This window comes from Klebsiella sp. K-3 (assembly GCF_051207495.1).
Classification (GTDB): domain Bacteria; phylum Pseudomonadota; class Gammaproteobacteria; order Enterobacterales; family Enterobacteriaceae; genus Klebsiella; species Klebsiella aerogenes.
The window spans coordinates 263143-277295 of record NZ_JBPNXF010000006.1 but is presented as its reverse complement, the minus strand read 5'-3'; the positions used below and the strand labels follow the sequence as shown (position 1 = coordinate 277295).

The following is a 14153-nucleotide window of genomic DNA, read 5'->3' as shown; positions in this document are numbered from 1 at the left end:
ACATAGGGCACATCGTAGGCCCGGTAAGCACAGCGCCACCGGGCAAGTTACAGATTACGATTTGGTTGCTTGCTCGAAACGGCGCAGCAGTTGATTCCCGCGCTGAACGGCGGAATCCAGCGCCTGTTGCGGGGTTTTCTTGCCGGTCCACACGCTCTCCAGCTCTTCATCGACGATGGTGCGAATTTGCGGCATGTTGCCCAGTCGCAGGCCTTTGGTGAACGGCAACGGCGGCTTGTTCAGCATCTGGCGGGTGGCGATATCAGCGCCAGGATTCTTATCATAGAAGCCCTGCTGGCGCGTCAGATCGTAGGCCGCGGTGGTAATCGGCAGGTAGCCGGTTTTCTGGTGCCACTCGGCGGCGTTTTCCGGTTTGGTGAGGAAGTCGAGGAACTTCGCCACGCCGGTGTAGGTCTCTTTGTCCTTGCCCTGCATCACCCACAGGCTGGCCCCGCCGATAATGGCGTTCTGCGGCGCGCCTTTCACATCGGCGTCGTAAGGCATCATGCCGACGCCATAGTTGAATTTCGCATACTGACGAATATCCGCCAGCGAGCCGGATGAGGCGGTAGTGATCGCGCAGTCGCCGTTATAGAACTTCTCGGTGGATTCATCCTTACGCCCGAAATAGCTGAAATCACCCTTCTTGTTCATCTCTTCGAGCAGGGCGATATGTTTCACCTGCTCCGGCTTGTTGAACTCAAGCACCGCGTCGGTGCCGTCAAAACCGTTATTTTTCGTGGCGACCGGCAGGCCGTGCCAGGCGCTGAAGTTTTCAATCTGGATCCAGCCCTGCCAACCGCTGGCGTAGCCGCACTTCATTCCGGCCGCTTTCAGCTTCGCGGTATAGGCCGCCAGATCCTGCCAGGTTTTCGGCGGCTGCTCAGGGTCCAGACCCGCTTTCTTGAAGGCGTCTTTGTTGTAGTACAGCACCGGCGTGGAGCTGTTAAACGGCTGGGAGAGCAGATGGCCGGTTTTTGAGTCGGTGTAATAACCGGACACCGTCGGCACGAACTGCGATTCATCGAACTTAATACCCGCATCGCTAAAGACCTGGTACACCGGCTTAATGGCTTTTGACGCCATCATGGTAGCGGTGCCGACTTCATACACCTGCAGAATCGCCGGCGCGTTGCCGGTACGGAAGGCGGCGATACCGGCGCTCAGGCTTTGCTCGTAATTGCCTTTATACACCGGAACAATTTTGTAATCAGGATTGGCCGCGTTGAAACGTTGCGCCAGAGAATCAACTTCTTTACCCAGTTCCCCTTCCATCGAGTGCCAGAAAGGGATGGTGGTTACTGCCAGTGCCTGACCGGCAACTGCCAGGCTCAGCGCCAGTCCTAAAGCTGTATGTCGTAACGATATCATCGGTTATCTCTCTTGTTGTTCCGGATGCGCGATTTCACGCGTTTTATGTTCGCGGGGTAACATGACATGTTCGAATTACAGAAAAATAACTTTTTTATTACAAAAAAAAGATAGTAACGGGTCAGAGAGATGACAAGCCGATGAAAGGACGGGGGAAGTAAAGTGGGAGCTGAGACACGGATAATATTCGTGGGATCGGCTCCCGGGGTCGGCGCAAGCGCCTCGCCCGGGCTACAACGGCTTGGGTAGCCCGGCCAAGCGAAGCGCCGCCGGGTTGCAACGATTTAACCGTCATCCGCGCAAACGCGCGACAATCTGTTCCAGGGTAAGTTGCCCTGCTGCCGCCTCGACGGTCATGCCGACGAAGTCTGGATTCGCTGGCAATATAATTCCATTTCGCTTTAAAAAAAGCAGGGTGATAAATAGTGCCGTACGCTTATTACCATCATTAAATATATGACTGCGAGAAATCGCCAGCAAATGCATCGCAGCGAGTCGCCACACGTCTGTCACACCTTCATATTCAATTTTATTTAGCACCCTATACATTATCGCTTCGGCACGCCCCGGATCGGGCATACCGGCAACGCCAGGCGTGACGCGGAGTAGCCTGTCGTGAAACTGTATTATCTCTTCCGCTGAGATAATCTGCAGCGTCATTTATCCGCAAGCTCCCTGATCTCATCACCATGAACCGCCATGATAGCCGCGAACTCATCATCCATTCTGGCCGCCTGGTAGCGTTCAAACTCTTCTGCGCTAATGATGACTGCTGATTTATGCCCACGACGGGTAATGGTCACAGGTACACCTGTCACTGCGCTTTCCAGCACATCGGCCAGATTTTGCCGGGCTTCGCTATAGTTAACCGTTCTCATAAAAACCTCCAAAGCTGTACTCTTTTATTGTACAACATACATGTACAAAAAAAGAGCCAACAGGCTCTTTTAAATGTATTTGTGCGATCTGCTCCCGGGGTCGGCGCAAGCGCCTCGCCCGGGCTACAAACCGGCGAAGTGAACGACGCCGGGTTACGATGAACTAACCGCCGAGATAGGCGCTGCGCACCGCCTCGTTGGCCAACAGCGCGTCGCCGGTATCCTCAAGCACCACGTGACCGTTTTCCAGTACGTAGCCGCGATCGGCGAGCTTCAGCGCCTGGTTGGCGTTTTGCTCCACCAGGAAGATAGTCATCCCCTGCTCACGCAGCTGCTCGATGGTGTCGAAAATCTGCTGAATGATAATCGGCGCCAGCCCTAATGAGGGCTCATCAAGCAGCAGCAGGCGCGGCTGGCTCATCAGAGCGCGACCTATCGCCAGCATCTGCTGCTCGCCGCCGGACATGGTGCCGGCGCGCTGAATACGGCGTTCATGCAGACGCGGGAACAGCTCATACACCCATTTGATGCGGGTATGAAACTGGTCGCGGTCGGCAAAAAAACCGCCCATCGCCAGGTTCTCTTCCACCGTCATGCGTGAAAAGACGCGCCGCCCTTCCGGCACGATCGCCACCGCTTCACGCATGATTTTCGCCGTCTGCCAGTCGGTAATATCCTTACCGTCAAAGACAATGCGCCCGCTGGAGGCCCGCGGATCGCCGCACAGCGTACCGAGCAGGGTAGTTTTCCCCGCGCCGTTGGCGCCGATAAGCGTGACGATCTCACCTTGTTTGATATGCAGGCTGACGTTGTGCAGCGCCTGAATCTTGCCGTAGTGGGCGCTGACATTGTCAAAAGTTAACATCGCTTTTTCCATCTTATGCGTCACCACCATTATGCTTCACCTAAATAGGCGCGGATCACGTCCGGGTTATTACGAATCTCTTCCGGCGTCCCGTTGGCCAGCGGCGTCCCCTGGTTCACGACGTAGATGCGATCGGAAATGCCCATCACCAGCTTCATATCATGTTCGATAAGCAGGATGGTGGTGTTGTGATGGCTACGCAACTCGGCGATAAGCTCATCCAGCTCTTTGGTCTCTTTCGGGTTAAGCCCCGCCGCCGGTTCGTCGAGCATCAGGATCTCCGGTTGCGTCACCATACAGCGGGCAATCTCCAGCCGGCGCTGGTCGCCGTAGGCCAGGTTGCTGGCCTGACGGTTGGCGTGCTCCAGCAGGCCGATACGCTCAAGCCAGGTGGCGGCCCGATCCAGCGCTTCGCTCTGCGCGCGACGGAAGGCCGGCGTTTTCAGCAGGCCGGAGAAGACGCCGGTTTTCAGCTGTTGATGCTGCGCCACCAGTAGGTTTTCAATTACCGTCATTTCGCGGAACAGACGCACGTGCTGGAAGGTTCGCACCACCCCCATCCGCGCAATCTGCTGGCCCGGCAGCCCTTCCAGGTGCTGGTCGCGCAGCATAATGGTGCCGCCGGTAGGCTTATAGAAACCGGTCAGGCAGTTAAAAACGGTGGTCTTACCCGCGCCGTTCGGGCCGATTAAGGAAACGATTTCCTGCGGACGCAGCTCAAGGGAGACGTTATTGACCGCCAGCAGGCCGCCAAAACGCATCATCAGGCCGTTCACGGATAATATTGGCTGACTCATGCCTGCTCTCCTTTCGCCTGACCGTTTTTCAGCTTCAGCTGCGGGCGCGTCATCGGCAGCAGCCCCTGCGGACGCCAGATCATCATCAGCACCATCAACCCACCGAGCATTAACATGCTGTATTCGTTGAAATCACGCATCAGCTCGCGCGATACCACCAGCAGAATAGCCGCCAGGATCACCGCAAACTGCGAGCCCATCCCACCCAGCACGACGATCGCCAGCACAAAGGCCGACTCGGCGAAGGTAAAGGACTCCGGGCTCACGAAGCCCTGGCGCGCGGCGAACAGCGTGCCGGCGAAGCCGGCAAACGCGGCGCTGATAGTAAAGGCGGTCAGCTTGATGCGCGTTGGGCTCAGGCCCAGCGAACGGCAGGCGATTTCATCTTCACGCAGCGCTTCCCACGCCCGCCCGAGCGGCATCCGCAGCAGACGGTTAATAACGAACAGGCTGAGCACCACCAGCAGCAACGCCACCAGATAGAGGAAAATCACCCGGTCGCTGGGATCGTACTTCAGGCCAAAGAAGTTGCTGAAGGTATCCCAGCCGCCTTCGCGGGCGGTACGGCTAAATTCAAGACCAAAGAAGGTCGGTTTCGGGATCTGGCTGATACCGTTCGGCCCGCCGGTGATCTCGGTATTGTTGAGCAGCAGAATGCGCACGATCTCGCCAAAGCCTAAGGTCACAATCGCCAGGTAGTCGCCGCGCAGACGCAGCACCGGGAAGCCAAGCAGGAAGCCGGCCGCTGCGGAGACCAGGCCGGCCAGCGGCAGGCAGGTCCAGAAGCCGAGACCGTAATAGTGGTTAAGCAGCGCAAAGGTATAGGCGCCGATGGCGTAAAACCCGCCGTAGCCCAATACCAGCAGACCGGAAAGCCCAACCACCACGTTCAGTCCGAGACCAAGGATGATATAAATCATCGTCAGGGTGGCGATATCCACCGTGCCGCGCGACACCATAAACGGCCAGGCCACGGCAATGACCAGCAGGGCTATCAGGAACAGCTTCTGCTTGACCGTCGACCCGTCAATCGCCGGCATAATAAATTTCGGCCCGGAGACGTTCTTAACCGCTTTCTGGAACAGCGGGCGCAGCAGCTGGAAGAAAAAGACCACCGCAGTGCCGATGAAGATCCACTGCCAACGAATATCGGCGGCGGTATCGACCACCAGTTTGGTGCCATTCAGTTCCAGCTGCACGCCCATAAAGACGCCCGCCAGAACAAAGAACATCGCGGCGGAAAGCAGCGCCATCGCAATTTGCATCGGTTTCATACTTTTTCTACCTCCGGGCGGCCCAGAATGCCGGTCGGCATCACTAACAGCACCAGAATCAGCAGCGCGAAGGAGACGACGTCCTTATATTCGGTGCTGAGATAGGCAGAAGAGAGCGCCTCGGCGATACCCAGAATCAGGCCGCCGATCATCGCGCCAGGGATACTGCCGATACCGCCGAGCACGGCGGCGGTAAAGGCCTTCATCCCGGCCATAAAGCCGATGTAGGGGTTAATAACGCCGTAGAACTGCCCCAGCAGAACGCCTGCGACCGCCGCCATCGCCGCGCCAATGACGAAGGTCAGCGCAATAACGCGGTCGGTATTGATGCCCAGCAGGCTCGCCATTTTCAGATCTTCCGCACAGGCACGACAGGCGCGGCCCATTCGCGAATAGCGAATAAACAACGTCAGCGCCAACATGGCGATAAAGGTAACGACCCAGATGACCAGCTGCATGGTGGTGATAGTGGCGGAGAAATTATCGCTGTGGCCGACAATCCACTGGCCGTTAAAGAGACTCGGCAGCGCGACATCGCGCGAGCCTTCGGTCAGGCTGACGAAATTCTGCAGGAATATCGACATCCCGATGGCGGAAATAAGCGCAATCAGGCGCTTGGAGCTGCGTACAGGCCGATAGGCCACGCGCTCGATACTCCAGCCGTAGGCGCTGGCAATAATGATAGCGCCGATAAAGCCTGCGGCGACCAGCAGCCAGCCGGTATCGATCCCCAGCATCATTAGGGCGGCGATAATCATGAACGAGACGTAGCTGCCGATCATGTAGACCTCGCCGTGGGCGAAGTTAATCATGCCGATAATGCCGTAAACCATCGTATAGCCGATGGCGATCAGCGCATAGGTACTGCCCAGCGTGACGCCGTTAAACATCTGCTGCAGAAAATAGAGAAACTGCTCGGACATAAGGTAACCTTTTTCATGCCGCCCGCGCGGTGCGGGCGGTGGGATAACGCGTCTTACTTAGCGACGGTGGATGAACCATCCGCGTGCCACTGGAAGACACCAAATTCAAATCCCTTCAGATCGCCTTTTTCATCCCAATTCAGCGGCCCAATCACGGTCTTCGCGCCGTGAGCTTTCAAATCTTTAATTATATCCAGCGGCTGCTGGCTGCCGGTTCTGTCCATCGCTTGCGCCAGCGACTGAACGGCGGCATAGGTGATCCAGACGTACGGGCCGCTCGGATCTTTTTTATCCGCTTTCAACGCATCAACAATAGCGCTGTTGGCCGGATCCTGGTCATAACGTTTTGGCATCGTCACCAGCATACCTTCCGCCGCCGCGCCGGCGATGTTGGACAGCGAGGCGTTACCGACGCCTTCCGGCCCCATAAACTGCGTTTTCAGGCCGACGGAGCGCGCCTGGCGCAGCATCTGCCCCATTTCCGGGTAGTAGCCGCCGTAGTAGACAAAGTCGATATTCTCTTTCTTCAGGCGCGCCAGCAGTGCGGAGAAGTCTTTCTCGCCGGCGGTGATGCCATCAAAGAAGACGATATTGGCGCCAGCTTTCTTCAGGTTGTCCTGCACGGAACGCGCCAGCCCTTCGCCGTACTGCTGCTTGTCATGAATAATCGCAATACGCTGCGGCTTCACGTGTTCGAGGATATATTTCGCGGCGGTCGGCCCCTGGGAAGAGTCAAGACCTGCGGTACGCATGATGTACTGGTAGCCACGCTGGGTCAGTTCCGGATTGGTCGCCCCAGGGGAGATCATCAGGATGCCTTCATCTTCATAGATATCCGAAGCCGGCTGGGTGGAGGAGGAACAGAGGTGGCCAATAACGTACTGAATGCCGTCATTGACGATTTTGTTAGCGACCGCGACCGCCTGTTTCGGGTCGCAGGCGTCGTCATACTCAACGCCAACCAGTTTGTCGCCTTTAATGCCGCCGCTGGCGTTAATGTCTTTAATCGCCTGGCGCGCGCCGTTGAATTCCATATCGCCCCACTGGGCAACCGGGCCAGACATCGCGCCGACGACGGCGACTTTAATATCCTTTGCCATCGCCGCGTGGGAAATCGCTAATGCAACGACTCCCGCGACGATCGTTTTCGCGTTCCTTTTCATGCTTCAGAACCCCGTTCGTGATGTGGTGTAAATGTTTTGTATTTTTATGGTTAAAAAGCATTCTGTGCTTTTATTAAACAACGCCATTTTTACCATGAAGTTTAATGGTTTAGCGCGGTTTTTTACCTGAATTATGATTAAAATCTCTATTTTTCAGGTGATTAAGAAAAGATAATATTCTGGTTTTAGGCGAAGATAAACAAAAAAAAGTCCAGTTCACAGCATAAAATAACGGCATATAAGGCGGAATAAAACGCTACATATCAGGTTAAAATTCTGCTTATTTTTCGATCCATGATGTATTGCGCTACCCCCGCGCAACCAGGAAAACGAATCCCCTGATGAATGAGTGCAAAACAGCGCCCCGCCAAACAAGAAATTTGAGTACACTGTCGCATCTGTTTTGACTGGAACTGCCGCGTATGAAGCTCACTATTATCCGTTTACAGCACTTCAGCGATCAGGATCGCATTGATTTAGGCAAAATCTGGCCGTCGCAGGATCCTGCGACGCTGATGCTGGACGATAACCATCGTATTTACGTCGCCCGCTTTAACGAACGTCTGCTCGGCGCCGTACGCGTTACCCTGCGCGGCGTCGAAGGCGAGCTCAGCGAGCTGTGCGTGCGTGAAGTCACCCGCCGCCGCGGCGTTGGGCAATATTTAGTGGAAGAGGCGTTAAGCGATAACCCGAATATCAATAGCTGGCGCGTTGCCGATAGCGGGGTGGAAGACCGCGGCGTAATGGCGGCATTTATGCAGGCGCTCGGTTTCAGCGCCCAGCAGAATGGTTGGGAGAAGCATTAAGCCGTAGCCCCAATAAACGCAGCGTGACCAGGGAAGAACCCGGCGGCGCTTCGCTTAGCCGGGCTACCTGGAAATTGTAGCCCCGGTAAGCGCAGCGCAACCGGGGTCAGACAACACATCCGCGGCATGAAAGGCTCCGCAGACAACGCATCTGCGGCGTGAAAGGCGCAGGTTAAATTATTTGGCGTCGGTCGCTGTACCGTTAGCATGCCAGGTAAACACGCCGAACTCGAATCCTTTCAGGTCGCCTTTCTCATCCCACGACAGCGGCCCCATGACGGTATCCACCTTCGCCCCTTTCAGGTATTTCGCGATTTCCGCCGGATCTTCAGACTGATTTAACCCCGCCTGCAGCGACTGCAGCGCCGCATAGGTGGTCCACACGAAGGCGCCGCTCGGATCCTGCTTCTTCGCTTTGATGGCATCCACAATCGGTTTGTTCGCCGGAACCTGATCGTAGTTCTTCGGTTTGGTGACCAGCAGGCCTTCTGCCGACTCGCCGGCGATGTTTGACAGGGAAACGTTAGCCACGCCTTCCGGGCCCATAAACTGGGTTTTCAGGCCGGCTGCGCGCGCCTGGCGCAGGATCTGTCCCATTTCCGGGTGATAACCGCCGTAGTAGACGAAGTCGATATTTTCTTTCTTCAGACGCGCCACCAGGGTAGAGAAATCTTTCTCACCGGCGGTGATACCGTCAAAGAACACCACGTTGGCGCCGCCTTTCTTCAGGTTTTCCTGGACTGAGCGCGCCAGCCCTTCGCCATATTGCTGTTTGTCATGAACAACAGCGATGCGCTGCGGCTTCACCGTGCTGAGAATATATTTCGCCGCCGTCGGGCCCTGATCGGAGTCGAGACCGGTGGTGCGCAGAATCAGCTTATAGCCGCGCGCCGTCAGCTCCGGTGCGGTTGCCGCAGGGGTAATCATCAGGATGCCTTCGTCTTCATAGATGTCAGATGCCGGCTGGGTGGATGATGAACACAGGTGACCGATAACGTATTTAATGCCGTCATTCACCACTTTGTTCGCGACCGCCACCGCTTGTTTCGGGTCGCAGGCATCGTCATATTTTACGATCTGCAATTTATTGCCTTTGATGCCGCCCTTAGCGTTGATATCGGCTACCGCCTGCTCCGCGCCGGTAAATTCCTGGTCGCCATACTGGGCAACCGGGCCGGACATCGCTCCCACGACGGCAATTTTAATGTCTTCCGCCAGCACGGAACCGCTCATAATTAAAGCAATACATCCTGCCAGTAACGCTTTACCCTTCATATTCATCCTGAGGCTCCCCATTATTATGGTTTTTGCATTTGTTGTGATGTTGTTTGTTAGCGCATTATTCTGATTTTTAGTCCATACCAAGAATAGTATGGCTGTATTTGGGTCTGCCGCCTGCGCTTTTGCAGCACACTATGCCAAAACATACCCCATTTTTCAGAATTTGAAACAACAATTTGCAGGAGATGTAAAAGTTATGTGACTGAAGCTAAACGTCGCGGCAATTCGCGCCGGGAGAGAAAACGGGTGTGACGGGGATATAAAACAAAAAGCCCCCGCTGAAACAGCAGAGGCTCAATTTACTACGGCGTTAAAAGACGAAGATTAGGCTTCGATAGCGGCGCGTAGTTTTTTCATCGCGTTCTTTTCCAGCTGACGAACACGTTCAGCCGAGACGCCATAACGATCCGCCAGCTCCTGCAGCGTGGACTTGTTGTCCTCGTCCAGCCAGCGAGCGCGGATGATGTCCTGGCTACGCTCATCCAGGCCTTGCATCGCGTCAGTCAGTTTATTAGCAGCCTGCTCTTCCCAGTTATCGTCTTCGATGCCGTCGGCAAAGTTAGACGTTTTGTCCTGCAGATAGAGCACCGGCGCCATCGGCTGGCTATCGGATTCGTCATCGGACGACATATCAAAGGTCATGTCCTGCGCTGCCATACGTGATTCCATCTCACGCACGTCTTTGCTCGACACACCCAGCTCGCGGGCAACCATTTCCACTTCGTCCTGGTTAAACCAGCCCAGACGCTGCTTGGTTTTACGCAGGTTGAAGAACAGCTTACGCTGCGCTTTGGTGGTTGCGACTTTAACGATACGCCAGTTACGCAGCACGTATTCGTGGATTTCCGCTTTAATCCAGTGCACGGCGAAGGAAACCAGTCGCACACCCACTTCCGGGTTGAAACGACGTACGGCTTTCATCAGACCGATGTTGCCTTCCTGAATCAGGTCCGCCTGCGGCAGGCCATAGCCCGAGTAGTTACGAGCAATATGAACAACAAAGCGCAGGTGAGACAGAATCAGCTTTTTCGCTGCTTCCAGATCGCCCTGGTAATGCAGCTTTTCAGCAAGCTCCCGCTCTTCATCAGCCGATAACATCGGCCAAGTGTTGGCTGCCCGGATGTACGATTCCAGGTTACCAACGGGGGCTAAAGCTAAAGTTTGCATTTCTTTGGTCATTCAAATCCTCTCAATCGATAGTGTCTGACATGATCTTGTCCCCATCAGGCAACAAACATGCCAGCATTTATGAGCAACGAGAATATCACCCACAGTAGTATCAGACAGTGATTTTATCCACAAGTTCCATGCAACGTTGTGAGTAAATTACGCACAAAATGTGACATGGAGATGAAAGATTAGGGAAGAGGCGAACAGGGACTCTTTCCCTGCAGAGAGATATTCAGTGCAGGGAAAGATTATACCAGAAAATTTTTAGTCGGGGGTAAAGTGACGTAAATGTTGCACCGTCGCCAGCCAGGCTGCGACCCAGCCAATCATCGAGCAGACGATTAGCATCAGCAGGCACTCATCGAAGCCTAAGCCGCTGAGTTCAAATTTAGTACCAAACACTTTCGCCACTTCGGTTACCGCCGAGGAGAGGCGCATCACCAGAATCTCCGACAGGATCAGCGACAAAAACGCCCCGGCGAAGCCCAGCAGCGCGCCACCGTAAAGGAACGGACGCAGGATGAAACCATCGGTAGCGCCGATCAGCTTCTGGACGTTAATCGTGTCGCGACGAGCGAAGATGCTCAGACGTACGCTGTTGCCAATCACCAGGAATACCGCGGCGATCATCAGCACGCCGATCATCGCCGACACCCGGCCGACCAGCCCGGTCAGCGACGCCAGGCGCGCAAACCAGCTATCGTCCATGCGCACTTCGTCGACACCCTGAATACGGGAGACGCGATCGCGCAGGGTGTTAAGCGAATCGGTATTCTGGAAATCGAGCTTCGGCACCACAATCGCCACCGCCGGCAGCGGGTTCTCTTCCAGCATATCCAGCGCGCCGCCAAACCCGGACCAGTTACGGAACTCGCCCAGCGCCTCATCTCGCGACAGGTAATTGACTTTCTCAACGCCCTGCTCCGCCTGCAGCTGGCCAACCACCCGCGCCGCCGCATCGTCATCCAGCGTTTTTTCCAGATAGACGGTGATCTGCGGCGACGGATAATACTGCGACGCCGCGCTGTTAACGTTTTTGTAGACCATATAGCAGACGCTCGGCAGCGTCAGCGAAATGGCGATCACCATGATGGTGAGGAAGGTCGCCAGCGGCGTGCTTTTTAAATCCTGTAACGCGCCGTGCCAGGCGTAGCGTACCTGCTCGTTAAAGACGTTACTCTTCCGCGATGCCGGGTTCGGCGCCGCTTTTGGCCGTTTTGGCGCATTGCGCCCGCCGTTGCCGCCGCCGGTGGCGTTACGGAGACGATCGAACTTGCTGCCGAACTGGCGAATCTGGTTCACTGCGTCGCGCTTATTCACCCCGATGGCCTCCATGCATATGACCGTCGCTCAGCGTCAGGACGCGGTACGGACGGCTGGAAATAAGCCCCAGGTCGTGCGTCGCCATCAGTACCGTCACCCCTACGCGGTTAAACTCTTCAAACAGACGTAAAATCCCTTCCGAGAGCGCCTCATCGAGGTTACCGGTCGGTTCATCCGCCAGCAGCACCGCCGGCTTGTTGACCACCGCGCGGGCAATGCCCACGCGCTGTTGCTCACCGCCGGAGAGTTGGATGGGGAAATTTTTCGCTTTGTCCAGCAGCCCGACTTTATCCAGCGCTGCGGATACGCGGCGACGAATATCATCGCCGCTGGCGCCGGCGATAATCAGCGGAATCGCCACATTATCGAACACGGTGCGATCCATCAGCAGGTGGTGGTCCTGGAAAATCATGCCGATTTGGCGGCGCAGGAACGGCACCTCGCGGCTCTTCAGGCGGCTGATATCATGGCCGCTGAACAGAATTTTCCCGGCGCTCGGCCGTTCGATACCACAGATAAGCTTCAGCAGGGTACTTTTCCCCGCGCCGGAATGGCCGGTCAGGAACGCCATCTCGCCCTGCTGCAGGTGGAATGTCACCCCCTGCAGCGCTTGTCTCCCACCGAGATAGGCTTTGCTGACTTGTTCAAAGCGAATCATTCTTAATCCTCTCGGGCAAAAAGTGCCTCAATAAAGTCGCCCGCATTAAACGGACGCAGATCTTCAATACGTTCGCCGACGCCAATATAGCGAATCGGAATACTGAACTGGTCAGCCACTGAGAAGATAACCCCGCCCTTCGCGGTTCCGTCAAGCTTAGTCAGCGTAATGCCGGTCAGCCCCACGGCTTCGTGGAACAGTTTGGCCTGGCTAATCGCGTTCTGCCCGGTGCTGGCGTCGATGGTTAGCATGACTTCATGCGGCGCGTCGACATCCAGTTTCTTCATTACGCGGACAATCTTCTTCAGTTCTTCCATCAGATGCGATTTATTCTGCAGACGACCCGCGGTATCGGCAATCAGCACATCAATATTGCGCGCTTTCGCCGCCTGGATGGCGTCAAAAATAACCGAGGCTGAGTCAGCGCCGGTGTGCTGGGCAATCACCGGGATCTCGTTACGCTGGCCCCAAACCTGCAGCTGTTCCACCGCCGCCGCGCGGAAAGTATCCCCCGCCGCCAGCATCACCGATTTACCCTGCTGCTCGAACTGACGCGCCAGCTTACCGATCGTAGTGGTTTTACCCACGCCGTTAACGCCGACCATCAGAATAACAAATGGCGTTTTCCCTTCAACATTCAGCGGTTCCTCAACTTTCGTCAGGATCTCGCTCATCTCTTCTTTCAGCAGACCGTATAACGCCTCGGCATCTCGCAGCTGCTTACGGCTGGCCCCCTCGGTAAGATTGGTAATAATCTTACGCGTGGTTTCCACCCCAACGTCGGCAATCAGCAGCTGTTCTTCCAGCTCTTCAAACAGATCGTCGTCGATTTTTTTACCGCGGAACAGGCTGATAAATCCGGAACCCAGATTCTGTTTGGTTTTTACCAGGCTGCGTTTTAAGCGGGCGAAGAAACCTTCTTTGGTCGGTTTTTCCTGCTCCTGCGGCGCCGCTTCCTGAGTTTCCGCTTCTTCTTCTGGCGTCTCTTCAACGTCTTGCGCCGCCAGCGCCTGCGCTTCGAGCTCTTCATCGCTTAGTTCGGCTTCGGGCTCTTCCGGGAGGACCTCATCTTCGATGACCTCAGGCTCCGCGACGATAACCTCTTCCGGCGTCTGTTCAGCGACCGCTTCGGCGATAACCGGCTCGGCTATTACCTCTTCAACCAGCGGTTCAGCGACTTTTTCTTCTACCGCAGGAACAACCGGCGCTTCTTCAAAAGCGGCCTCTGGGACAGAAATTTCTTCCGCCACCGGCGATTCAGCCACTTTTTCTTGCGAAACGGCTTCGGTCGCCACCGGATGCGACAGTTCGCTTTCAACAACCTGTTCGGTGACTTCTACGACCTCGGCGGCAAAGGCTTCCGGGTCTTCTTTTACCGTTTCCGCCGCGGGTACGGCTTCCGCAGGCGTTTCCGCCGCCGGAGCCTGTTCCGCAACCTCTTGTTGTTCTTCTACTTTTTGTTCTGTTTCGCTTTCCTGAGCCTGTTCTTTTTGCCCAAAGCCCAGCCAGGAAAAGAAGCCACGTTTTTTCTCTTTTGCCATTTGCGACCACACTCCTCGCTGTTTATTCATGGCGCAGCTTCGACACAACCGCTTCAGAAGCTGAAAAAATGATGAAATTAGTTGGATAGTCTATCACTTAACT

General features: G+C 55.6%; 14 protein-coding genes. 1 reads left to right on the top strand and 13 read right to left on the bottom strand.

All coding sequences use genetic code 11. From position 1 onward, the window contains the following. Positions 1-54: 54 nt before the first annotated feature. The 8 genes from ugpB to livK form a co-directional block, all read right to left on the bottom strand. Positions 55-1371, bottom strand: a complete 1317-nt coding sequence (ugpB, locus tag ACSEMK_RS11835) for a sn-glycerol-3-phosphate ABC transporter substrate-binding protein UgpB (RefSeq protein WP_316425069.1) — start codon at positions 1369-1371, stop codon at positions 55-57. Positions 1372-1662: 291 nt separating this feature from the next. Next, on the bottom strand, positions 1663-2031 hold the full coding sequence (locus ACSEMK_RS11830) for a type II toxin-antitoxin system death-on-curing family toxin (RefSeq protein WP_213708277.1): 369 nt from the start codon (positions 2029-2031) through the stop codon (positions 1663-1665). Continuing rightward, complete coding sequence (locus ACSEMK_RS11825; RefSeq protein ID WP_004174006.1) at positions 2028-2249, bottom strand: type II toxin-antitoxin system Phd/YefM family antitoxin; 222 nt, start codon at positions 2247-2249, stop codon at positions 2028-2030. Before ACSEMK_RS11825 ends, ACSEMK_RS11830 begins: the two co-directional genes overlap by 4 nt. A gap of 163 nt (positions 2250-2412) precedes the next feature. Then, on the bottom strand, positions 2413-3126 hold the full coding sequence (gene livF, locus ACSEMK_RS11820; RefSeq protein ID WP_086538103.1) for a high-affinity branched-chain amino acid ABC transporter ATP-binding protein LivF: 714 nt from the start codon (positions 3124-3126) through the stop codon (positions 2413-2415). Positions 3127-3143: 17 nt separating this feature from the next. Then, complete coding sequence (gene livG, locus ACSEMK_RS11815; RefSeq protein ID WP_015369325.1) at positions 3144-3911, bottom strand: high-affinity branched-chain amino acid ABC transporter ATP-binding protein LivG; 768 nt, start codon at positions 3909-3911, stop codon at positions 3144-3146. Further along, positions 3908-5185: a branched chain amino acid ABC transporter permease LivM gene (gene livM, locus ACSEMK_RS11810; RefSeq protein WP_015369324.1), complete on the bottom strand. Its 1278-nt coding sequence runs from the start codon at positions 5183-5185 to the stop codon at positions 3908-3910. The genes livG and livM overlap by 4 nt, the downstream gene beginning before the upstream one ends. Further along, positions 5182-6108, bottom strand: a complete 927-nt coding sequence (livH, locus tag ACSEMK_RS11805; protein WP_015369323.1) for a high-affinity branched-chain amino acid ABC transporter permease LivH — start codon at positions 6106-6108, stop codon at positions 5182-5184. Before livH ends, livM begins: the two co-directional genes overlap by 4 nt. A gap of 53 nt (positions 6109-6161) precedes the next feature. Beyond that, entirely contained in the window at positions 6162-7271 is a 1110-nt protein-coding gene (livK, locus tag ACSEMK_RS11800) for a high-affinity branched-chain amino acid ABC transporter substrate-binding protein LivK (protein WP_430914887.1), read from the bottom strand. A gap of 422 nt (positions 7272-7693) precedes the next feature. Between livK and panM the strand changes: the two genes are divergently transcribed. Next, the gene (panM, locus tag ACSEMK_RS11795) at positions 7694-8077 is read left to right on the top strand and encodes an aspartate 1-decarboxylase autocleavage activator PanM (protein ID WP_308957690.1); all 384 of its coding nucleotides are present in this window, start codon (positions 7694-7696) and stop codon (positions 8075-8077) included. A gap of 177 nt (positions 8078-8254) precedes the next feature. Here the strand turns inward: panM and livJ are convergent, their stop codons facing one another. From livJ to ftsY, 5 genes are all read right to left on the bottom strand, one after another. Beyond that, complete coding sequence (gene livJ / locus ACSEMK_RS11790) at positions 8255-9358, bottom strand: branched chain amino acid ABC transporter substrate-binding protein LivJ (protein WP_430914888.1); 1104 nt, start codon at positions 9356-9358, stop codon at positions 8255-8257. A gap of 324 nt (positions 9359-9682) precedes the next feature. Next, a complete protein-coding gene (gene rpoH / locus ACSEMK_RS11785) occupies positions 9683-10537 on the bottom strand; it encodes an RNA polymerase sigma factor RpoH (protein WP_002920815.1) in 855 nt (284 codons plus the stop codon). A 255-nt stretch (positions 10538-10792) separates the two neighbouring features. Next, positions 10793-11848: a permease-like cell division protein FtsX gene (gene ftsX, locus ACSEMK_RS11780; RefSeq protein ID WP_015369318.1), complete on the bottom strand. Its 1056-nt coding sequence runs from the start codon at positions 11846-11848 to the stop codon at positions 10793-10795. Beyond that, the gene (gene ftsE / locus ACSEMK_RS11775) at positions 11841-12509 is read right to left on the bottom strand and encodes a cell division ATP-binding protein FtsE (protein ID WP_015369317.1); all 669 of its coding nucleotides are present in this window, start codon (positions 12507-12509) and stop codon (positions 11841-11843) included. Before ftsE ends, ftsX begins: the two co-directional genes overlap by 8 nt. A gap of 2 nt (positions 12510-12511) precedes the next feature. After that, on the bottom strand, positions 12512-14050 hold the full coding sequence (gene ftsY / locus ACSEMK_RS11770) for a signal recognition particle-docking protein FtsY (RefSeq protein WP_411325897.1): 1539 nt from the start codon (positions 14048-14050) through the stop codon (positions 12512-12514). Between the last annotated feature and the right edge of the window lie 103 nt (positions 14051-14153).

Bases quoted from the DNA above. Each gene is read 5' to 3' on its own strand.
- ftsY (WP_411325897.1), bottom strand. From the start codon at position 14,050: ATGGCAAAAGAGAAAAAACGTGGCTTCTTTTCCTGGCTGGGCTTTGGG.
- rpoH (WP_002920815.1), bottom strand. From the start codon at position 10,537: ATGACCAAAGAAATGCAAACTTTAGCTTTAGCCCCCGTTGGTAACCTG.
- livK (WP_430914887.1), bottom strand. From the start codon at position 7,271: ATGAAAAGGAACGCGAAAACGATCGTCGCGGGAGTCGTTGCATTAGCG.
- livM (WP_015369324.1), bottom strand. From the start codon at position 5,185: ATGAAACCGATGCAAATTGCGATGGCGCTGCTTTCCGCCGCGATGTTC.
- ACSEMK_RS11825 (WP_004174006.1), bottom strand. From the start codon at position 2,249: ATGAGAACGGTTAACTATAGCGAAGCCCGGCAAAATCTGGCCGATGTG.
- panM (WP_308957690.1), top strand. From the start codon at position 7,694: ATGAAGCTCACTATTATCCGTTTACAGCACTTCAGCGATCAGGATCGC.
- ugpB (WP_316425069.1), bottom strand. From the start codon at position 1,371: ATGATATCGTTACGACATACAGCTTTAGGACTGGCGCTGAGCCTGGCA.
- livH (WP_015369323.1), bottom strand. From the start codon at position 6,108: ATGTCCGAGCAGTTTCTCTATTTTCTGCAGCAGATGTTTAACGGCGTC.
- ftsE (WP_015369317.1), bottom strand. From the start codon at position 12,509: ATGATTCGCTTTGAACAAGTCAGCAAAGCCTATCTCGGTGGGAGACAA.
- livG (WP_015369325.1), bottom strand. From the start codon at position 3,911: ATGAGTCAGCCAATATTATCCGTGAACGGCCTGATGATGCGTTTTGGC.
- ACSEMK_RS11830 (WP_213708277.1), bottom strand. From the start codon at position 2,031: ATGACGCTGCAGATTATCTCAGCGGAAGAGATAATACAGTTTCACGAC.
- livJ (WP_430914888.1), bottom strand. From the start codon at position 9,358: ATGAATATGAAGGGTAAAGCGTTACTGGCAGGATGTATTGCTTTAATT.
- livF (WP_086538103.1), bottom strand. From the start codon at position 3,126: ATGGAAAAAGCGATGTTAACTTTTGACAATGTCAGCGCCCACTACGGC.